This window comes from Oceanitalea stevensii, from assembly GCF_014837105.1.
In the GTDB taxonomy this organism is placed as follows: Bacteria; Actinomycetota; Actinomycetes; order Actinomycetales; family Actinomycetaceae; genus Oceanitalea; species Oceanitalea stevensii.
In genome coordinates, this window is record NZ_JACSPO010000002.1 from 192,816 (window position 1) to 211,656 (window position 18,841).

Genomic DNA, 18,841 nt, shown 5'->3' on the forward strand with positions numbered 1-18,841 from the left:
TCCTGAGTGGTCCAAGTCACCTATAGGTGATTCGCTGCTCACGCTGCCCGAGAGAAGCACTTCTCGCACGTCGACAAGGAGGCCCGTCCGTGACGACCACCCAGACCGCCCCGGCCCGCACCGTGGAGCTCGCTCTCCACCTCGTGGACGGACGCACCGCACCGGCCACCGGCCCGCGCCGGCTGCAGCGGGAGGACCCGAGCGGCTCGGGCACGGTGACAGCGCTCGTGCCCGCGACGGCGCAGGAGGTCACCGCCGCGGTCGACGCCGCCTGGCAGGCGCGCACCGCCTGGCGCCGCACGGCACCGGCGGAACGGGCGGCGGCGCTGCGCGCGGCCGCGGCGGCCGTCCGGGCCGACGCCGAGCGCCTCGGTGGGCTGCTCACGGCGGCCACCGGGCGGCTGCTCGGGCAGTCGGTGGAGTCCGCGACCGTGGCCGCCGACCTCCTCGAGGAGGCGGCGACGACGGGCCTCGGAGCGGCCGGCCGCACGCTCGCCGGCGCCACGGGTGCGCTGGACGTCGTGCGCCGTGAGCCGCGCGGCGTCGTCGCCGTCATCACCCCGTGGAACGACCCGTTCCCCGCGGCGGCGGGCCTGCTCGCGGCCGCGCTCGTCACCGGCAACACCGTGGTCCACAAGCCCTCGGAGCGCTCGGCCGTGCCGGGCTGGGAGATGGCCCGGCTCGTCGCCGACGCGCTGCCCGCCGGGGTGCTCAACGTCGTCAACGGCGACGGCGAGACCGGTGCGGCGCTCGTCGCCGACGAGCGCGTGGCCCTGGTCGCGCACGTGGGCTCGACGGTGGCCGGTCGGCGAATCGCCGCCGTCGCCGGGGTGCGGGGGGCGAAGGTGCTCCTCGAGAACGGCGGCGCGGACGCGATCGTCGTCGACTCCGGCGTCGAGCCGCGGTGGGCGGCCGAGCAGATCGCGACGGGCGCCTTCACCAACACGGGACAGATCTGCACGTCCGTCGAGCGCGTGTACGTGCACGACGACGTCGCCGACGCCGTCGTCTCCCAGCTCGCCGACGTCGCCCGCGGCCTCGTCGTCGGGGACCCGGCGGACCCGGCGACGACGCTCGGTCCCCTCGTCGACGCCGAGCAGCTCGCCGTCGTCGACACGCACGTGCGCGCGGCGCTGGACGCGGGTGCCCGGTGCATCACCGGCGGCGCGGCCCTGGACCGGCCGGGCAGCTTCTACCCGCCCACGGTCCTCGACGGCTGCCCGCCGGACTCGGACGCCGTCGCGGAGGAGACCTTCGGGCCGGTGGCCGCGATCGTCCGCGTGCCCGACTTCGACACGGCGCTCGCGCTCGCGGGCGAGAGCCGGTACGGGCTGGCCGCCACCGTCCTCACCCCGGACCTCGGCCGCGCGCTGCACGTTGCCGAGGAGCTGGAGGTAGGCACCGTCAAGGTGAACGGCGTCTTCGGTGGCGCGCCGGGCGGCTCGGCCGACCCGCGCCGCGACAGCGGCACCGGCGCCGGCTACGGCCCGGACCTGCTCACCGAGATGACCGTCCTCAAGACGGTGCACCTCGAGGCCCCGGGCGCCTGATCCCGCCTTCCCCCCTTCCGCCCGAGTACGCACGGACGGTCACCGCGGCGCCCTTCCGAGGGCCGCTGGGTGACGGTCGGTGCGTACTCGAGTAGCTAGCCGTAGCGGCGGGCGGTCGACTCGCGCTGGGAGCGTTCGAGCGCCTGGAAGCGCGCCTCGGCGTGCGCGGGCAGCACCCGCCGCTCACTGAGCACCCAGGGCGTCCCGCGCAGCGCCGCGAGCACGCCCTCGAGCGCGGGGCGCGAGCGCAGCTGGCCGAGCACCACCGCGGTGCGGCGCAGGGCGGCGGGCAGCGGGCGGCGCAGCCAGGTGAACCACAGGGTGTTGCGCACGCCGTCCCGCAGTCGCTTGGTCGTGTCCCGCGCCGTCGAGGCGTGGTGGTGGACGGTGGCGGTCGACAGGTAGCACAGCTCCCACCCGACGGCGGCGAGGTCCGCGGCGAGGAGCTCCTCCTCCCCGCCGAGCCACAGGCGGGGGTGGAAGCCGCCGACGCCGAGGAACGCCGTGCGCCGCACGACGGACGCGCCCGCGAGGAAGCTGCCGAGCGCCGGCCCGGGCAGGCCCGGGCGCCCCTCGACGGGGGAGTCGCGCAGCTCGGCGACGATCGCGTCCTCCGTCCCGGCGGGCTCGACGACGATCCGCGCGGTGAGGACGGCGACGTCCGGGTGGGCGTCGAGGGCGTCCGCCGCGGCCGTGAGGCTGCCCGGGTCCCACCACGTGTCGTCGTCGCAGAAGGCGACGTAGGGGGTGTCGAGGAGCTGGACGCCGAGGTTGCGGCCGACCGCACCGAGGTTCCGGCGGCTCTCGAGGAGCGTCACCCACGGGTGGTCGCGACGCACCGCCTGCGCCGTCCCGTCGCTCGAGCCGTTGTCGACGACGACGACCGGCGGCGCCTCGGGCAGCTCGCGCAGCAGGCGCAGGGTGCGGTCCAGCTCGGTCCGCCGGTCGTGGGTGATGACGACGACGCCGACTCGCGGTGCAGGTGGGGTCATGGCCCCCATTGGAGCCCGACCCGTCGCGTCCCGCACGGGCGCGGCCGACGGCGGTCCGAGCCCGGCGGAATAGGCCGACGACGACGCCGCGTTGCCCCGGCATGACGGACTACGGCCACGACCTCCTCTTCGGCTCCTTCATCACGCCGACCAACGCCTCACCCGAACGGGTCGTCGCCCTCACGCAGGCCTCGGAAGCCGCGGGCCTCGACCTCGCGACCTTCCAGGACCACCCCTACCAGCCCGCCTTCCTCGACACGTGGACGCTGCTGTCCTACGTCGCGGCGCGCACGGAGACGATCCGGCTCGCCCCGAACGTCGCCAACCTGCCCCTGCGTCCGCCCGCCGTGCTGGCCCGGGCCGCCGCCAGCCTCGACATCCTCAGCGGCGGCCGGCTGGAGCTCGGCCTGGGCGCCGGCGGCTTCTGGGACGCCATCGAGGCGATGGGCGGCACCCGACTCACGCCCGGCGAGAGCGTCACCGCGCTCAGCGAGGGCATCGACGTCATCCGCGCCGTCTGGGACACGAGCACCCGTGAGCGCCTCGTCCTCGACGGCGAGCACCACCGCCTCGACGGCGCGAAGCGCGGTCCCGCGCCCGCCCACGACATCGGCATCTGGGTCGGTGCCTACAAGCCGCGCATGCTGCGGCTCGTCGGCCGCCAGGCCGACGGCTGGCTGCCCTCCCTCGCCTACCTCGAGAGCCTGCAGGACCTCGCGGACGGCAACGCGGCGATCGACGAGGCCGCCACGGCCGCCGGCCGCGACCCGCGCGCGGTGCGCCGTCTCCTCAACATCGGCGGGCAGCTCGCCGCCCAGCGCAGCTCGCGCCTCCTCGTCGGCCCCCCCGAGCAGTGGGCCGAGCAGCTCGCCGCCCTCGCCCTGGAGCACGGCGTCAGCGCCTTCATCCTCGACGGCGACAACCCCTCCGCCTACGCCGTCCTCGGCCGGGAGATCGCCCCCGCCGTCCGTGAGCTCGTCGCGGCGGAGCGCGCCTGATGGACTACGGACACCCCCTCCAGCTCGGCGTCCTCCTCCCCGCGACCACGGCCTCGGTCGCGCTCGCGGTGCGCGCCGAGGAGCTCGGCCTCGACCTCGTCGCCCTCCCGGACGGCGACGCCGGCCACGAGGCCTGGACGCTCCTGTCCTGGGTCGCCGGCCGCACCCGGCGCATCGGCCTGGTCCCGGCCCCCCTCGGCACGACGGCGCGGCCCCCGGCCGTCGTCGCCCGGGCCGCCGCCAGCCTCGACCTCCTCAGCGCCGGACGCCTCACCCTCGCCCTCGACGGTGAGCCCGCCGGCGCGCTCGAGGAGGTCGTCGACGTCGTCCGCGGCACCTGGGACGCCGCCGCCCCCACGCCGCTGACCTACCGCGGCGAGCACCACCGGCTGTCCGGAGCCCAGCGCGGCCCCGCACCGGCGCACACGGTCCCCGTGTGGCTCTCGGCCGACGGACGCGATGGCCTCGACCTCGTCGGCCGCGCCGCGGACGGCTGGGTGATCCCGACGGCCACCACCCCCGCCGCGCTGCGCGACGGCAACGCCCTCGTCGACGTCGCCGCCACCTCCGCCGGCCGCGACCCGCGGGAGGTCCGCCGCGTCCTCACGGTCGACGCCGCCGCCACCCTCGAGGAGCTCCTCACGGCCGTCGTCGGCGACGGCGTCGGCACCCTCCTCCTCGCGACCGACGACGCCGCAGCGCTCGAGCACCTCGCCCGCGAGCTCGCCCCCGCGCTGCGCGCGGGCGTCACCGCCGAGCGGGAACGCCGGGGCACCGCCCCCGCCCCCACGCGCAGCAGCGCCGTCCGGGCCGCCCGCCGGCCGGGCATCGCCTACGACGCCGTGCCCGCGGCGCTCGCCGACCACGCCGTCGAGCCCGGCGACGCCCGGTACGCGAGCGTCCGCTCCACCTACCTGCGCGGCGGCTCGCCCGGGCTCGTGCTCCGCCCGGGCACGGCCGGGGAGGTGGGCCAGGCGCTGCGCTTCGCCCGCGCCCAGGCGGTGCCGCTGTCGCTGCGCAGCGCCGGGCACGGGATCAGCGGCCGCTCCACCAACGACGGCGGCATCGTCCTGGACCTGTCCCGGATGAACGGCATCGAGGTGCTCGACGACGCCCAGCGGCTCGTGCGCCTCGGCCCCGGCGCCCGCTGGGGCGAGGTCGCCGCCGCCCTCCAGCCCTACGGCTGGGCGATCACCTCGGGCGACTACGGCGGCGTAGGCGTCGGTGGCCTCGCGACCACCGGTGGCATCGGCTTCCTCGGCCGCGCCCACGGCCTGACGATCGACCACGTCCGGGCGGTGGAGATGGTCCTCGCCGACGGCAGCGTCGTCCGCGCGAGCGAGGAGGAGAACCCCGACCTGTTCTGGGCGGCGCGGGGCGCCGGCTTCACCGTCGGCGTCGTCACCGCCTTCGAGCTGCAGGCCGCGGAGGTCGGTGACGTCGGGGTGGCCCAGCTCGTCTTCGACGCGAGCGACACCGCCGACTTCCTCACCCGCTGGGGCGCCGCCGTCGAGGCCGCGCCGCGCGAGCTGACGAGCTTCCTCATGATGGGCGCCCCGCGGGGCGGGCAGCTCGTCGCGCAGACGACGACCGTCGTCGACTCCGCCGATCCCGCGACGATCCTCGCGATGCTCCAGCCCTTCGCGCAGCTCGCCCCGCTCGTGGGGCAGTCCGTCCAGGTCGCGCCCTACGCCGCGGTCGTCGCGACGCCCGAGGCCGCGCACGCGGGCCAGGGCGAGCCGGTGACCCGCTCGGGGCTGCTCGAGCACGTGACGCCGCGGTTCGCGGCCGACGCGGAGCGGCTGGTCCGCTCCGGGCACACCTTCTTCTTCCAGATCCGCGCGATGGGCGGCGCGACCGGGGACGTCGCGCCGGAGGCCACGGCCTTCGCGCACCGCTCGGCGAACTTCTCCGTCGTCGCCTTCGGGTCCAGCCGCCGCAACCTCGACGCCGTGTGGGACGGGATCCACCACCACACGGTCGGGCTCTACCCGAGCTTCGAGACCGACCCGCGGCCCGAGCGGCTCAGCGAGGCCTACCCGCCGGCGCACCTGGAGCGCCTGCGCGCCATCAAGCGCCGCTACGACCCGGACGGCGTCTTCCGGGACAACCACGACATCGCCCCGTGACAGACGTGCGGGGCCCGTGCAGTCCCCGGGCCCCGCACGGTGGTCTGGTCAGGCGGCGTGGATGAACGCGTCGGGACCGACGACGGCGAAGTCGGGCACGCGCACGTCCCCGGCCACCTTGGCGCCGTCCCGCAGCCGCGCTCCGCGCCCGACGACGGCGCCCGGGCCGACGTGCGTGTTCTTGCCGATCCGGGCACGGGCGGCGACGACGGCCTCGCGGTCCACCCAGGCGCCGTCGTCGAGGTGCGCCTCGGCACCGACGCGGGCGCCGGGGTCGACGTAGGCGGTGGGGGCGACCCACGCGGTCGGGTGCACCTTCGCGCCGCGCTCGACGAGCCCACCACCGTTGGGGTGCTGGACGTAGCGCAGCATGGTGCCGTCGTCGTCCTCGAACTCGACATGCTTGCGGCGGGCCACGGTTCTCCTCCCGGGTACGGGTCCTGCTGTCACTCCTCTCAACGGGCGCGGCGGCCGCAGGATTCCAGCCGCGGGGCCGCGCGGGCTGTGAGACTCGCCTCTACCGGCCCAGGACCCGCGTGCGGTAGCCGTTGGCGAAGACCCGGCCGGGGTCCAGCTCCTCGCGCAGCGCGCGGACCTCGCCCATCCGCGGGTACCGCCCGGCGAGGTCGGCGGCGCCGAGGCCGTGGAGCTTGCCCCAGTGCGGGCGCCCCTCGTGCGCGAGCGCGATCGCCTCGAAGGCCCGGAAGTACTCGCGGGCGGGGGAGCGGTGGAACTGGTGGACCGCGACGTACGCGGTCTCCCGCCCGTACGCCGTCGAGAGCCACACGTCGTCGGCGGCGGCGAAGCGCACCTCGACGGGGAACTGGACCGCGGCGCCCGGCCGGCCGTCCACCCACGCGCGCAGCCCGGCGAGCACGGCGGGCAGCGCGGCGCGGGGCACCGCGTACTCCGACTCGACGAAGCGCACCCGTCGGCTCGTCGCGAAGACGCGGGGGGAGACGTCGTCGTACTCGCGCCGGGAGAGCACCCGCGTCGCGAGCCGGTTGAGCCCGGGCACCCACGCCGGACGCAGCCGCCCGGCCTCGTTGACGACGGCGTAGGCCGCGTTGGTCAGCACCTCGTCCTCCAGCACCCGCCGCCACGCCGGCAGCGGGCGCTGCGGGCGGGCACCCTCGTGGCGGGTGTTCGCCTTGGTGAGGCAGCGCTCGGTGTGGGGGAACCAGTAGAACTCGTAGTGGTCGTGCCCGGCGACGCGCTCGTCCAGCCCCTCGAGGACCGCGTCGAGCGGGGCGACGTCCTCGACGGCGTGCAGCGTGAAGGCCGGCACGCACCGCAGCGTCACCTCGGTGACGATGCCGAGCGCACCGAGCCCGACGACGGCCGCCTCGACCGGCGGCCCGGCACCGTCCCCGAGACGCACGACCTCCCCGTCCCCGCGGACCAGCTCCAGGCCCACCACCTGGGTCGCGAGACCACCGAAGCGGGCGCCGGTGCCGTGCGTCCCGGTCGACAGCGCGCCGGCGAGGGTCTGGACGTCGATGTCGCCGAGGTTCTCCAGCGCCAGGCCGTGCGTCGCCAGCAGGGCGCTGAGCTCGCGCAGCCGGGTGCCCGCGCGCACCCGGACCCGGCCCTCGGGCTCGACGGCGACGATCCCGGTGAGCCGGTCGAGCCGCAGCTGGACGTCGCGGGCCTCGGCCACCGGCGTGAAGGAGTGCCCCGCCCCGACGGCCGTCACGCGCCGGCCCGTGGCCGCGGCGCGCCGGACGATCGCGGCCACCTCGGCGGTGTCCCGGGGGACGAGGACCTCCGCCGGGGTCACGGCGACCGTCCCGGACCAGTTGCGCCACGTCACCCGAAGCTCATCCCCTCACCGCGGTAGGTGGGCACGGAGGCGACGAGGGCGCCGTCGTCGACGACGTGGACCGTCGTCACCCGCTCGAGCTGCTCCCCCGACTTCGCCGGCCGGAACCACACGAGGTCCCCGATGCGGAGCGCGCCGGCCGCGTCCCCGACCACCGGGGTCTGCACCTCCCCGGCCCCCTCCGTGCCCGTGAGCCGCAGCCCCGGCGGGTGAACGGGGGAGGGCAGCCGCGTGGCGCTCGCCGGGCCGGAGGCGGTGAAGCCGGTGGAGAAGACCGTCGCCACCCGCGGGGCCGGCCGGCGGACCACCGGGGAGACGAGGAACAGCGCCGGCGCCGGCCGGAAGGCGCGGTAGCCGTCGAAGAGCGTGGGGCCGAGGAGGCCCGACCCGGCGGTCACCTCCGTCACCTCCGCCGAGCGGCCGTAGAGGTGGAGGCTGCCGGTGCCGCCGACGTTGACGAGCGGGACGTCCACGACCTCCCGCACCGCCGCGACGAGCGCGGGACGACGACGGCGCAGCTCGGCGGTCGACACCGCCTTGACCACCCGCTCGGGCAGCGACGCGTCGGGCACCCCAGCCACCTGCGCGTCGTAGCACATGACCCCGACGAGCTCGACGCCGGGGGTCGCGGCGACCCGCCGGGCGGCGGCCGCCGCCTGCGCCGGGGTGCGCACGGATGAGCGGCGCACCCCGAGGCGCACCGGGCCCAGCCGCAGCGACGCGTCGAGGTCGAGGCACACCCTGACCGGCCGGTGCGGGCCGGCGCCGGCGGCCCGGAGCAGCCCGAGGTGGGCGGGGTGGTCGACCATGACGGTGATGCGCTCGCGCAGCGCGGGGTCGGCGGTGATCTCGGTGAGCGTCGCGGCGTCCGCCGTGGGGTAGGCGAGGAGGACGTCGTCCCACCCGTGGCGGGCGAGCCACACCGACTCGGCCGCGGAGTAGGTCATGAGCCGCTCGGCGCCCAGCTCGGTGAGCACCCAGCGGCAGCGCACCGACTTCGTCGCCACCCGCACCGGCAGTCCGCCGGCGCGCCCGTCCAGGGCGGCGGCGTTGGCGCGGAGGGCGGCGAGGTCGAGGACGGCGGCGGGCGCGGGGACGTCGGTGCCGGCGAGCGCGTCGACGAGCCGGGGCGGCAGCATGAGCGGAGGCTACCTGCGCTCCCGCACTGGCGGACGCGTTCCCGGTGTCGCACCCTGGCCGGGACGGGCGGCGCGTCGTCGCCGGACGAGGGGAGAGCGATGGTCGACGTCGTCGTCGTGGGGCTGGTCTGCCGGGACCTCGTCGTGACCGTGGAGGAGCTGCCGGCGAGCGGGTCCGTGCCGGTGGGGACGCGGATCGAGACGCTCGGCGGGGCCGCCAACCAGGCCGTCGGCGCCCGGCAGCTCGGGCTGAGCGCCGCTCTGGTGGGCGTCGTGGGGCAGGACGCCGCCGCCGACCTCGTCCTCGACCAGGCCCGCCGGGACGGGATCGACGTCTCCGGCGTCGTCCGCCGGGGCACCACGCCGCTCGTCGTCGGTGTCGTCGAGGCCGACTCCACCCACCGGCTGCTCGAGCACGTGCCGGCCGGGTCGCTGCTCACCCCGGCGGACGTCCGCGCCGGCGCCCCGCTTCTCGGCGCCGCCCGCGCCGTCGTCGCCGACCTCCAGCAGCCCGACGCCGCCGTCGCCGAGACGGTCCGCCTCGGTGCCGCGGCCGGCGCCCTCGTCGTCCTCGACGGCGCACCGGACGAGCCCGACGCGCTCGCCGACGTCTGGGACGGGGTCTCGGTCCTGCGCGCCGACGACGACGAGCTCGCCGCCTACGTCGGCAGCGTCCCCGAGGGGACGGACGCCGTGCTCGACGCGGCCCGGGAGCTCGTGGCGAGCGGGCCCGGCGTCGTCGCCCTCGGCGCGGGGGAGGCCGGCAACGTCGTCGCCTGGCGCGGCGGCGCACGCGTCTTCCCGCGGCTCGGGCAGGACCCCGTCGACGCGACGGGCGGCGGTGACGCCTTCGTCGTCGGGCTGGTGCGTGCCCTGCTCGACGGCGCGGACCCGGAGACCGCGGGGTGGTGGGCCTCGGCCGCCGCCGCGCTCACCGTGACGAGGCTCGGCGGGCGGCCGGACCTCGACGCCGCGGCGGTCGCCCGGGAGGCGGAGAGCGCCGCCGCGGGCTGACGGTCCGAGGTGCGGGCCGGTGGGACCGGTGGGAATCTCGTGCGACCGGGGAGGGTCCCGGGAGCCCGCGAAGGAGAACGCCAGTTGACCAGTGCCGTGATGTCGTACGCCCCTACGGAGACCGGCACGGGAGCGCCGGCGCTGCCCGTGACGCCGCGCGGTGAGGTGAGCGCGACGCTCCTGGACGTGCTCCTGCGCGGGGCCGACCCGGAGACGCTGGAGAACCTGGGCCGTGCCGCGGCCGCCCGCACCACCGACGCGGTGCGCGACGACGACATCCAGCTCAGCCTCTTCCTGCTCTACGCCCTCAGCTACGGCACCTTCGACCAGCTCGGCGCCGAGCACGAGTGGAACCCCGAGCTCGTGCGCCTGCGCACCGACCTCGAGGGCGCCTTCGAGGCCGCCCTGCGCGAGCAGGTGCCCGTGCCGCCCACCCCGGAGCCGCGCGTCTCCGCCGTCGCCGACGCGCTCTTCGCCCTCACGGCCGAGCCGAGCGGGCCGTCGCTGGCCAAGTTCGTGGCCAAGCGGGCGAGCCGCGACCAGGTCGTCGAGATGCTCGTCCAGCGCAGCGTCTACACGCTGCGCGAGGCGGACCCGCACACCTGGGCGATCCCGCGGCTCACCGGCCGCGCCAAGGCGGCGCTCGTGGAGATCCAGGCCGACGAGTACGGCGGTGGCCACCCCGACCGCGTCCACCAGTCGATCTACGCCACCACCCTGCGGGGGATGGGACTGAGCGCGGAGTACGGCGCCTACGTCGACCACGTGCCGGCGATCACGCTCGCCTCCTTCAACGTCATGTCGATGTTCGGGCTCAACCGCCGCTTCCTCGGCGCGATCGTCGGGCACCTCACCGCCTACGAGATGACCGCCTCGATCCCCTGCCGCCTCTACGCCGACGGGATGCGCCGCCACGGCATCCCCGAGGAGGTCACCCACTACTTCGACGAGCACGTCGAGGCCGACGCCGTCCACGAGCAGATCGCCGCCCGCGACCTCGCCGGAGCGCTGGCCGAGGACCGTCCCGAGCTCACCGCCGACATCATGTTCGGCGCGGCCGCGTGCCTCGCCGTCGACGGCGCGATGGGCGACCACATCCTCCAGGCGTGGAAGGCCGGCACCTCCTCCCTCGTCCGCCCGCTCACCGTCGAGGCCGCCGCGTGAAGGACCGCGACGAGGGCGTGACGATCACCGCCTACCCCAACGGCCCGCTCATCGTGCGCGGGGACGTGACGATCCTCGACGTCGAGGGCCGGGCGATTCCCCGCACCCGCCGGACCGTGGCGCTGTGCCGCTGCGGGGCCTCGACGATCAAGCCGCTGTGCGACGGCAGCCACAAGCTCGTGGGCTTCTGCACGGAGGAGCCCGCGGGCAGCTCCTGACACGACGCGCGGGCGGCCGCGGGACGCCGGTAGCGTCGGGCCATGAGCATCGTGCTGCCCGACTCCGTCACCGCGGCCGAGGGGGAGGGTGGCCTGCCCGTCCTGCGGGTGGCCACCGCCCTCGTCACCGGGGAGGTCTACCTCCACGGCGCGCACGTCACCGCGTGGACACCCGCGGGGGCCGAGCCCGTCCTGTGGGTGAGCAGCTCCGCGCGCTTCGCCGCGGGCGAGGCCATCCGCGGCGGCGTGCCGATCTGCTTCCCGTGGTTCGGGACCGGCCGCGAGCCGGGCCTCGCCCCGCCCCCGCACGGCTTCGCGCGGCTGGCACCGTGGCGGCTCGTCGCCGCCGAGGAGCACGACGGCGGCGCGGTCACGCTCACCCTCGAGCTCACCGACGCGGACGCCGCCGACGTGCCCGCCGCGCAGGACTGGCCCCACGCCTTCACCGCCACCTACGCCGTCACCTTCGGCCGCGAGCTCACCCTGGCCCTGACCGTGGAGAACACCGGCGAGGGCGAGATCTCCTTCGAGGAGGCGCTGCACACCTACCTCGCCGTCGCCGACGCCCGGACGACGACGGTCCAGGGCCTCGACGGCGCCACCTACCTCGACAAGGCCGCCGGCGGGGGACCGGAGCTCGTCACCCAGCGCGGTGACGTCACCTTCACCGCCGAGACGGACCGCGTCTACGACAGCACGGGCACCGCCGTCGTCGTCGACGAGTCCGGCGGCCGCCGGATCGGGATCGAGAAGGAGGGCTCCGCGAACACCGTCGTGTGGAACCCGTGGGTGGACAAGGCCGCCGCCATGCCCGACTACGGCGACGACGAGTGGCCCTCGATGGTGTGCGTCGAGACCGCCAACGCCCTCGACGCCGCGATCGCCCTCGCGCCCGGCGAGCGGCACACGATGACCGCCCGCTACGCCGTCACGCGGTAGGCGGGTCGCTCCGCTGCCCTTCCGCCCACGCGGCCCGGCTCCGCCGAGCGCCTTTGGTGCGCCCTCGGGAGTCGAGGGCGAGCGTGCTCGGAGACGTTAGATTGCTCCACGAGCCGGAGCAATCTAACGTCTCCGCACTCCGCTCCCTTCACCCCCGAACCGAGCGCGGCGACGACTCACAGCCAGCGCGGCTTCTCGCCTGGAGCTCGAGGACGGGGCTTCCTGCCGAAGCGTGCGTCGGAGCTGAAGCCCTCGGCGGTCCACTCAGGCTGCGGGCCGCACTCCCCGGTACCGAAGTACTCGTGGTGGAGCCACCACTGGGGGCCACCGGCGGCTTGCACCCGCATCGGTCTGACCTCCCGGTTGGCCGGGAAGCGGCGGCCCGAACGGTCCCGGGCACGGAGGTCGGTCTCGTCCCACGTGGTGACGGGCTGTCCGTCGGCGTCGACCACGGCGAGCGAGTGGCCGATCTGCGCGAGCAGACGGACGACCGTCTCGAGCGAGCACGAGAGCGCCGAGCGTTCGAGGCGGGCGAGCGTCGCCGGTGCTACGTCCACCACGTCGGCGAACGCTCGCTGGCTCAGGCCGTGCGCCCGGCGGTAGCCACGCAGGGCCAGGCCGACCTGTTCGTCGAACGGGATCATCGACTCGCTGTCCACCATGCTCACCACAGTGGCAGGACCGCGGCCTGGCACTCCGGCTCCCTGCGCCGGTCGTGGAGGGGGCCGCGGCACACTGGTGCTGTGGACATCGAGACCCGAGCCGCCGTGGCTCCGCGCATGGAGATCCGCGACGTCACGCCCGGGGACGTGCCACGGCTCGAGCGCGTGCTCACCGGTGCGCACGCCCAGCAGCTGGCCAACGCCGTCGCCGGCCGCCGTGCCTTCCTCGCCGCCTGGCGGGGTGAGGAGCCGGTGGGGACCGTCGTCGTCCGGTGGACCGGGGTGCCCGTGGACGGTCACGGGCCCGTCCCGGAGATCGGCTCGCTCGAGGTCGTGCCGGCGCGGCGCGGGGACGGCATCGGGAGCCTGCTCGTCGCCGCGGCCGAGCAGCGGGTGCGTGAGCGCGGGGGCACGGCGGCCGCGATCGTCGTCGCGCAGGACAACCGGGACGCCCGTCGCCTCTACGAGCGGCTCGGCTACCGCGACACCGGTGCGCGGCGGGCCGCCGACGGCGGCGCGGGACTGCTGCTCGTGCGCACGCTGGCCGGCTGACGGCTCAGCAGACGCCCTCGAGCACCCGCTCGGACCGCACCTGCTCGTCGGGGCACGGCTCGGGCGCGGCGAGCACGGTGGCGCGGGCCCTGGCCCGGCGGCGGAGCACGAGCAGCCCGGCGGTGAGGACGACCGCCGCGAGCACCACCCAGCCCGCGCGGCCGAGAGAAGTCGCCACGACCGGCAGTGCCTGGCCGGCCAGCCCGCCGGCGGCGAGCCACAGGGCTGCCCACAGGAGGCTGCCCGCGACCGAGCCGGCGAGGAAGCGGCCGTAGCGCATCCGGGCGGCACCTGCCGCGGCCGGCATGAGCGTGCGGACGAGGGGGAGCAGCCGGCTGACGACGAGCGCGGTCGCACCGCGCCGTCGGGCCATCCGCGCCGCACCGTCCCAGTGCGCGGTGCCCACCCGACGCACCACGCGGGACCCGCGGAGCTGGGCGCCGTAGCGGCGCCCGACGACGTAGCCGACGTGGTCGGCCGCGGAGGCCGCGAGCGTGACGACGACGAGGGCGAGGGCCACCTGGACGGGGGTGTGCGCGGCCGCACCGAGCACGAGCACCGCGAGCTCGCCCGGCACCAGCACGCCCAGGCCGAGAGCGGACTCGGCGAGGGCGAGCAGGGCAGTGAGGGCGAGGAGCACGGGGCTGAAGGCCTCGGGCAGCGCGGTGATGAGGTCCACCATGGTCCCAGGGAATCGTGAGTGGGTCGGTCGTCGGTATCCGGGGTGACCCTGGTCCGACCCTGGGTGTCCTCAGGGCGTCGTCAGGGCCGTCGCACCAGCCTGGTGGCCGGCGCGACGGGCGGACAACGGATTTTCGTCAGCGGCGTCGGCGGCCGGGCCAGCCGATGGTCGTGCGGGGCTTGCGGGGCCGGCTCGGGGCGAGGTGCTGGACGAGGGCGAAGTCGGCCATCGTGCGCCCCGAGCTGTGGGCGGCGAGGTCGTGGAGCAGGTGCGGTCCCATGACGGTTCCTCCTCTCAGGGGGTCGGGCGGGCGGCGCGCAGGGCGAGCGCACCGGCGGCGAGGACGCCGGCGATGGTGACGGCGACGAGGACGCGGTAGTCGACGACGCCGACGACTGCCGCCGCGGCGAGCGTGATGAGCGTCTGGGGCAGGTTGAGTGCGATGTTCGTCGCCGCGGACACCCGTCCCTGCAGGCGGGCCGGGGTCATCCGCTGACGCAGGGTGATGAAGGCGACGATCGCCCACGGCACGCCCAGCCCGAGGACGGCCAGGCCCGTCGCGGCGAGGGGGAGGGTGACGGCTGCGGGGGCGTCGAGGGCGCCGACGAGGAGCAGGGGCATCATGCCCAGCGCCATGGTGGCGAGCCCGAGGGCGACGGCCCGGGCCTCACCGAGGCGGCCGAGGACCCGCGCGGCGGTGAGCCCGCCGACCACGGCCCCGACGCCCTGGAGACTGACGAAGACGCCGAGCAGGGCCGGGTCCACGCCCAGTCCCTGCTCCATGAGCGGGAAGACGGCGACGTTGACGAGGCCGGTGGCCCCCGTGGCGATCGCAAGGGCCACGGTGAGCGCGCCGAGCGGCGCGGTGGCGAGCAGGTGGCGCAGGCCCAGGGACAGCTCGGACCAGAAGCGGGCGTCCGTCGACGGCTCGGGCGGTGTCTCGACGACCTCGACCCGCGCGAGGAGCGCGGCGGTGGTCGCGAAGCACGCCCCGGTCAGCGCGATGACGGCGAGCGGGCCGGCCGCCACGTACAGCGCGGTGCCGAGGAGCGGGGAGACGAGCCGGAAGGCCTGGTCCACCGTCGAGAGGAGGCCGTTGCCGCCGGGCAGCTCGTCGTCGTCCAGGAGGTCGCGGACGAGGCCGGACTGCGCCGACGCGGTGACGTAGCCCATCGCGCCGTAGACGAAGGTGACGGCGTAGACGAGCCACACGTCGTCGGCGTCCCGCACGAGGGCGAGGGCGAGGACCGCGGGCACCATGAGCGCGTTGCCCGCGGCCAGCAGCGACCGGCGGGACACCCGGTCGGCGAGCTGGCCGATGAAGGGGGCGAGGAGGGTCGGCAGGCCGAGGGCGACGAAGACGGAGGCGGCGGCACCGTCCGAGCCGGTGAGGTCCTTGACCCAGACGGCGAGCATGAGCCACAGGGCGCTGTCGGCCGCGTTCGTGAAGACCCACGCGACCGTGAGCTGCCGGAAGCCGCGCCGTCCCAGCGCGGCGGGACCGCGACGACGCTGCGGGGTGTCGAGCTGGGTCATCGGTCCGTCCTTCTCTCGGGCTGTCGGAACCGAGAGTAGACGCTAAAGATGTCTTGCGCAAGGGTGCTTGTGCAAGAGGTGTTGCGCAGTGGTGGGTGGGCAGGCGGAAGCGCCCCCGCCGGGTCTGGCGGGGGCGGACGTGGCGCCGTCAGGCGTCGGGGGTCGGCTGCTCCGAGTGGATCGTCGACATGACGCGCACCCGGCGCGCGCCCTCGGGGCGGAGGGCGGGGTCGTCGCGCTCCTCGAAGCGCCCGAGCAGCTCCTGGATCTGGTCGGCCACCTCGGCGGCCTCCTGGGCTGTCGCCCAGAAGCTGCCGCCCATGAGCCGGGTCGCCTCGATCCACTCCGGCGGCTCCTCACCGAGCCGTTCCACCGCTGCCCACAGCCCCTGGGCACGCTGCTGGAAAGTGAGGCGGGCCAGCTCGGCCGTCGCCTGGACCGAGCCCGGGACCGCGGGATCGATCTCCGTCGCGTAGCCGCCGCGGGAGACGGTCCGCCACGGCTTCTCCCGGCCGCGGGACTCGGCGCGCTCGATGAACCCGTACTTCTCGAGCATGCGCAGGTGGAAGGAGCAGCTCGCCACCGACTCCCCGGTGAGCTCGGCGCACTGGGTGGCGGTGAGCTCACCGTGCTCCCCGAGGATGTCGAGCAGACGCAGCCGCAGGGGGTGGGAGAGCGCGCGGATGCGCTCGGGCTCGTTGATGAGCTGCTGCTCGCGCGCTGCCATGCGGCCACCTTAGGCGCCCGCGCGCTCGGAGCCTCGCGCAAGGAGCCGGCTGACACCACCGCTACCGGCTGACGAGGACGACGGCCGTGAGGGTCGGGGCGGCCACGCCGAGCGTCGTGCTCACCGCCAGGGTGGCGCGACGGCGGCGCGCCGGTGAGTGGCGAGCACGGTCGGCCGGGACGCGCTGACGACGGGTGAAGTCGTCGAGGGTCGTGCCGACGCTGTGGGCGGCGAAGCTGTCGAGCAGGTGCGGGTCCATGGGACGTCCCTCCAGGCGAAACGGGCACTTCCCACGCTAGGAGGCGTACCGGACACGGAGTGTCCGCTGCTCCCGCCATGATGAGGACGTGGACTCCTCACGGCGCATGCTCGAGCTCCTCAGCCTGCTGCAGCTGCGGCGCGAGTGGCCGGGCAGCGAGCTCGCCGAGCGCCTCGGCGTCAGCGTCCGCACCCTGCGCCGGGACGTCGACAAGCTCCGTGAGCTCGACTACCCGGTCCACGCCGTCAAGGGCAAGGGCGGCGGCTACCGGCTCGGCGACGGCGGCCGGCTGCCCCCGCTGCAGTTCCTCAGCGACGAGGCGGTGGCCGCCGCGATCGCGCTCACCACCGCCGCGAGCAGCAACGTCCACGGCGTCGGCGAGGCGGCGCAGCGGGCGCTGGGCAAGCTCGAGCAGGTGCTGCCCTCCCGGCTCCGCACGCGCGTGCAGCGGCTGGGGGCGAGCGTCGTCCACCTCCCCGGCCCCTCCCTCGTCGAGCCGGAGGTCCTCATGACCGTGGCCGGCGCCTGCCGCGACCACCTGTGCCTGCGCTTCGACTACGTGCGCGGCGACGGCACCGAGTCGCTGCGCGAGGTCGAGCCCTACGGCCTGGTCACCTGGAGCGGCCGCTGGTACCTCGTCGCCTGGGACGTGCACCGGGAGGACTGGCGCACCTTCCGCGTCGACCGGCTCCGCCCGCGCATCCCCCTCGGCCGCCGCTTCACCCCGCGCCAGCTGCCCGGGGACGACGCCGGCTCCTACCTGCTCGGCCGGGTGCGCGACCTGTGGCAGGACAAGGCCGTCGTCCTCGTCCACGAGCCGGCCGACAGCGAGGTCATGCGGCGCTGGGCGGGCGAGGGTGAGGTCCGGCCGGTCGACGCGACGAGCTGCCGGCTGCTCCTCGACGGTGACAGCGTCCAGTGGCTGGCCTCCGCCCTGGCCCAGCTCGAGGCGGACTTCGTCGTCGAGTCGCCCGAGGCGCTGCGCCACCACCTGCGGGCGGTCTCCGCGCGCCTGGCCCGGGCGGCGACGGCTCAGACGGAGACGAGCCCGGTGGCGCTGAGCGCGGAGTAGGCGCCGAGCAGGAGGATCGCCACGCCGCTCACCGCGAGCGCCGTCGCGGCGAAGCGCCCGCCGCGCAGCTCGGGCTCGACGTACCGCGAGCGCAGGTACCAGGCGGCCACGGCGACGGCCGCGAGGAAGATCCCCCCGGCCACCCCGCCGACGAGGATCATGACGAAGGGCGAGGAGATCCACAGGTAGGTGAGCAGCCAGACCACGGGCAGCGCGACGATGAAGACCCGCATCCAGCGGTTGCGCCGCCGGGCGTCGCCCCAGTCGAAGACGCCGACGATGCTCAGCGCGTTCGCCCACGAGCGCGACCACGAGGGCACCGCCGCCCAGATCGTCGAGCCGAGCGCCGCCAGGGCACCGACGAGGTAGAGGATGCGGCCCCACTCGCCGAGCACGCTCGCGTAGGTCTGGGACAGCACCTCGATCATGTCGTTGCCCTCGGGCACGAGCCCCTGGGGGTGCAGCACGGCGGCGCCCATGACGTAGAAGGACATCGTGCTCACCGTGTAGATCACCCAGGCGACCACCGCGTCCCGCTGCATGACGGCGATCCACCCGCGGGCCCGGCGCCGGTAGTCGGCCGAGCCGTCGTTGGGACCCGACCAGCGGGCGTACCCCTTCTCCAGGCACCAGTAGGTGTAGGCCGTGATCTCCTCGGAGCCGACGCCGGTGAGCCCGAACATCGCGACGGCGACGCCGACGGCGCCCGCCGGCAGGGCCAGGGACAGGCCCGAGCCGAGGTCGCCCGCGGAGTAGGCGTACTCGGTGGCGGGCAGGCCCAGGGCGATGACGAGGGTGACGACGACGAAGGTCATCGTGAGGAAGACGGCGACCTTCTCGATGAGGTTGTACCTGTTGGAGTACAGCGTGACGACGGCGAGCACGGTGACGACGACCGCCCACACGGTGAGCGACGTCGGCTCCAGCGGCCCGGACCCGATGGGCAGCAGGATGCTCAGCGCGGCCGCCATGCCCCCGATGAGCCCACCGGTCTGGATGAGCTTGGAGATGGCCATGAGGGCCCACATGACGAGGACCCAGCCGATGTTGCCCACCCGCGGCGGGACCCGCGTGTAGCCCTCCATCCCGCCCAGCCCGGTGACGATGGAGTAGCGGGCCATCTCCACCTGGACGGCGACCTTGACGAGGGTGGAGAAGATCACGAGCCACAGGAGGACGAAGCCGGCCTCGGCCCCCAGTGCCGTCGCGGTGATGAGCTCCCCGGCGCCGACGATGGACGCCGAGACGATGAGCCCGGGGCCGAAGAAGCGCAGCGACCCCCGCCAGGTCGTGGGCGGCTCCCGCACGCCGTCGGGATCCAGCCGGTACGGGTCCCCGACGGCGACCGAGGCCTCGGGCGCGGGTGCGGGTCGGTCGGCCATGGCG

At 75.7% G+C, this 18,841-nt stretch carries 19 protein-coding genes and 1 pseudogene; 9 read left to right on the plus strand and 11 right to left on the minus strand.

Features of this window, described 5'->3' with window-relative positions; genetic code table 11:
* The first annotated feature begins 89 nt into the window (after window positions 1–89).
* Window positions 90–1,550 carry an aldehyde dehydrogenase family protein gene (locus H9624_RS07040; RefSeq protein WP_251839175.1) on the plus strand — a complete coding sequence of 487 codons (1,461 nt, stop codon included), beginning with the start codon at window positions 90–92 and terminating at the stop codon, window positions 1,548–1,550.
* A 95-nt stretch (window positions 1,551–1,645) separates the two neighbouring features.
* Here H9624_RS07040 and H9624_RS07045 read toward each other — a convergent pair whose 3' ends face one another.
* Window positions 1,646–2,542 carry a glycosyltransferase family 2 protein gene (locus H9624_RS07045; RefSeq protein WP_251839176.1) on the minus strand — a complete coding sequence of 299 codons (897 nt, stop codon included), beginning with the start codon at window positions 2,540–2,542 and terminating at the stop codon, window positions 1,646–1,648.
* 101 nt (window positions 2,543–2,643) lie between these two features.
* Between H9624_RS07045 and H9624_RS07050 the strand changes: the two are divergent.
* Window positions 2,644–3,537, plus strand: a pseudogene (locus H9624_RS07050) (LLM class flavin-dependent oxidoreductase); the annotation flags it as partial.
* Between the two features lie 2 nt (window positions 3,538–3,539).
* Complete coding sequence (locus tag H9624_RS07055) at window positions 3,540–5,669, plus strand: LLM class flavin-dependent oxidoreductase (protein ID WP_251839178.1); 2,130 nt, start codon at window positions 3,540–3,542, stop codon at window positions 5,667–5,669.
* Between the two features lie 48 nt (window positions 5,670–5,717).
* Here the strand turns inward: H9624_RS07055 and H9624_RS07060 are convergent, their stop codons facing one another.
* From H9624_RS07060 to H9624_RS07070, 3 genes are all read right to left on the minus strand, one after another.
* Entirely contained in the window at window positions 5,718–6,086 is a 369-nt protein-coding gene (locus H9624_RS07060; protein WP_251839179.1) for a transferase, read from the minus strand.
* A 100-nt stretch (window positions 6,087–6,186) separates the two neighbouring features.
* Window positions 6,187–7,482 (minus strand): D-arabinono-1,4-lactone oxidase, encoded by a 1,296-nt coding sequence (locus tag H9624_RS07065; protein WP_251839180.1) that lies wholly within the window; start codon window positions 7,480–7,482, stop codon window positions 6,187–6,189.
* Window positions 7,479–8,630, minus strand: coding sequence for an alanine racemase (locus H9624_RS07070; protein ID WP_251839181.1), 1,152 nt, complete (start codon window positions 8,628–8,630; stop codon window positions 7,479–7,481). Before H9624_RS07070 ends, H9624_RS07065 begins: the two co-directional genes overlap by 4 nt.
* A gap of 99 nt (window positions 8,631–8,729) precedes the next feature.
* Between H9624_RS07070 and H9624_RS07075 the strand changes: the two genes are divergently transcribed.
* From H9624_RS07075 to H9624_RS07090, 4 genes are all read left to right on the plus strand, one after another.
* The gene (locus tag H9624_RS07075; protein WP_251839182.1) at window positions 8,730–9,644 is read left to right on the plus strand and encodes a PfkB family carbohydrate kinase; all 915 of its coding nucleotides are present in this window, start codon (window positions 8,730–8,732) and stop codon (window positions 9,642–9,644) included.
* 99 nt (window positions 9,645–9,743) lie between these two features.
* Entirely contained in the window at window positions 9,744–10,808 is a 1,065-nt protein-coding gene (locus tag H9624_RS07080; protein WP_251839183.1) for an iron-containing redox enzyme family protein, read from the plus strand.
* Window positions 10,805–11,026: a CDGSH iron-sulfur domain-containing protein gene (locus tag H9624_RS07085; protein ID WP_251839184.1), complete on the plus strand. Its 222-nt coding sequence runs from the start codon at window positions 10,805–10,807 to the stop codon at window positions 11,024–11,026. The genes H9624_RS07080 and H9624_RS07085 overlap by 4 nt, the downstream gene beginning before the upstream one ends.
* 42 nt (window positions 11,027–11,068) lie before the next feature.
* Complete coding sequence (locus H9624_RS07090) at window positions 11,069–11,965, plus strand: D-hexose-6-phosphate mutarotase (RefSeq protein ID WP_251839185.1); 897 nt, start codon at window positions 11,069–11,071, stop codon at window positions 11,963–11,965.
* Between the two features lie 176 nt (window positions 11,966–12,141).
* On the opposite strand, the gene H9624_RS07095 is transcribed toward H9624_RS07090, so the two are convergent.
* Window positions 12,142–12,627 (minus strand): helix-turn-helix domain-containing protein, encoded by a 486-nt coding sequence (locus H9624_RS07095; RefSeq protein WP_251839186.1) that lies wholly within the window; start codon window positions 12,625–12,627, stop codon window positions 12,142–12,144.
* Between the two features lie 81 nt (window positions 12,628–12,708).
* On the opposite strand from H9624_RS07095, the gene H9624_RS07100 reads away from it, so the two are divergent.
* Window positions 12,709–13,179 carry a GNAT family N-acetyltransferase gene (locus H9624_RS07100; RefSeq protein WP_251839187.1) on the plus strand — a complete coding sequence of 157 codons (471 nt, stop codon included), beginning with the start codon at window positions 12,709–12,711 and terminating at the stop codon, window positions 13,177–13,179.
* 4 nt (window positions 13,180–13,183) lie between these two features.
* On the opposite strand, the gene H9624_RS07105 is transcribed toward H9624_RS07100, so the two are convergent.
* The 5 genes from H9624_RS07105 to H9624_RS07125 form a co-directional block, all read right to left on the minus strand.
* Window positions 13,184–13,861, minus strand: a complete 678-nt coding sequence (locus H9624_RS07105; protein ID WP_251839188.1) for a DedA family protein — start codon at window positions 13,859–13,861, stop codon at window positions 13,184–13,186.
* 136 nt (window positions 13,862–13,997) lie between these two features.
* Window positions 13,998–14,141, minus strand: a complete 144-nt coding sequence (locus H9624_RS07110) for a hypothetical protein (RefSeq protein WP_251839189.1) — start codon at window positions 14,139–14,141, stop codon at window positions 13,998–14,000.
* A 14-nt stretch (window positions 14,142–14,155) separates the two neighbouring features.
* On the minus strand, window positions 14,156–15,397 hold the full coding sequence (locus tag H9624_RS07115) for an MFS transporter (protein ID WP_251839190.1): 1,242 nt from the start codon (window positions 15,395–15,397) through the stop codon (window positions 14,156–14,158).
* 148 nt (window positions 15,398–15,545) lie between these two features.
* Window positions 15,546–16,124, minus strand: coding sequence for a winged helix-turn-helix domain-containing protein (locus H9624_RS07120; RefSeq protein WP_251839191.1), 579 nt, complete (start codon window positions 16,122–16,124; stop codon window positions 15,546–15,548).
* Between the two features lie 61 nt (window positions 16,125–16,185).
* Window positions 16,186–16,383 carry a hypothetical protein gene (locus tag H9624_RS07125; RefSeq protein WP_251839192.1) on the minus strand — a complete coding sequence of 66 codons (198 nt, stop codon included), beginning with the start codon at window positions 16,381–16,383 and terminating at the stop codon, window positions 16,186–16,188.
* Between the two features lie 106 nt (window positions 16,384–16,489).
* On the opposite strand from H9624_RS07125, the gene H9624_RS07130 reads away from it, so the two are divergent.
* Window positions 16,490–17,455, plus strand: a complete 966-nt coding sequence (locus tag H9624_RS07130) for a WYL domain-containing protein (RefSeq protein WP_286010947.1) — start codon at window positions 16,490–16,492, stop codon at window positions 17,453–17,455.
* Here H9624_RS07130 and H9624_RS07135 read toward each other — a convergent pair.
* Window positions 17,416–18,837 carry an Nramp family divalent metal transporter gene (locus tag H9624_RS07135; RefSeq protein ID WP_251839194.1) on the minus strand — a complete coding sequence of 474 codons (1,422 nt, stop codon included), beginning with the start codon at window positions 18,835–18,837 and terminating at the stop codon, window positions 17,416–17,418. The two genes, H9624_RS07130 and H9624_RS07135, sit on opposite strands and share 40 nt — an antisense overlap.
* Between the last annotated feature and the right edge of the window lie 4 nt (window positions 18,838–18,841).

What these genes read in the sequence shown, in the direction of transcription:
- H9624_RS07045 (WP_251839176.1), bottom strand. Translation starts at nt 2,542, where the DNA reads ATGACCCCACCTGCACCGCGAGTCGGCGTCGTCGTCATCACCCACGAC.
- H9624_RS07090 (WP_251839185.1), top strand. Translation starts at nt 11,069, where the DNA reads ATGAGCATCGTGCTGCCCGACTCCGTCACCGCGGCCGAGGGGGAGGGT.
- H9624_RS07120 (WP_251839191.1), bottom strand. Translation starts at nt 16,124, where the DNA reads ATGGCAGCGCGCGAGCAGCAGCTCATCAACGAGCCCGAGCGCATCCGC.
- H9624_RS07075 (WP_251839182.1), top strand. Translation starts at nt 8,730, where the DNA reads ATGGTCGACGTCGTCGTCGTGGGGCTGGTCTGCCGGGACCTCGTCGTG.
- H9624_RS07115 (WP_251839190.1), bottom strand. Translation starts at nt 15,397, where the DNA reads ATGACCCAGCTCGACACCCCGCAGCGTCGTCGCGGTCCCGCCGCGCTG.
- H9624_RS07130 (WP_286010947.1), top strand. Translation starts at nt 16,490, where the DNA reads ATGCTCGAGCTCCTCAGCCTGCTGCAGCTGCGGCGCGAGTGGCCGGGC.
- H9624_RS07125 (WP_251839192.1), bottom strand. Translation starts at nt 16,383, where the DNA reads ATGGACCCGCACCTGCTCGACAGCTTCGCCGCCCACAGCGTCGGCACG.
- H9624_RS07135 (WP_251839194.1), bottom strand. Translation starts at nt 18,837, where the DNA reads ATGGCCGACCGACCCGCACCCGCGCCCGAGGCCTCGGTCGCCGTCGGG.
- H9624_RS07095 (WP_251839186.1), bottom strand. Translation starts at nt 12,627, where the DNA reads ATGGTGGACAGCGAGTCGATGATCCCGTTCGACGAACAGGTCGGCCTG.
- H9624_RS07055 (WP_251839178.1), top strand. Translation starts at nt 3,540, where the DNA reads ATGGACTACGGACACCCCCTCCAGCTCGGCGTCCTCCTCCCCGCGACC.
- H9624_RS07080 (WP_251839183.1), top strand. Translation starts at nt 9,744, where the DNA reads ATGTCGTACGCCCCTACGGAGACCGGCACGGGAGCGCCGGCGCTGCCC.
- H9624_RS07070 (WP_251839181.1), bottom strand. Translation starts at nt 8,630, where the DNA reads ATGCTGCCGCCCCGGCTCGTCGACGCGCTCGCCGGCACCGACGTCCCC.
- H9624_RS07105 (WP_251839188.1), bottom strand. Translation starts at nt 13,861, where the DNA reads ATGGTGGACCTCATCACCGCGCTGCCCGAGGCCTTCAGCCCCGTGCTC.
- H9624_RS07110 (WP_251839189.1), bottom strand. Translation starts at nt 14,141, where the DNA reads ATGGGACCGCACCTGCTCCACGACCTCGCCGCCCACAGCTCGGGGCGC.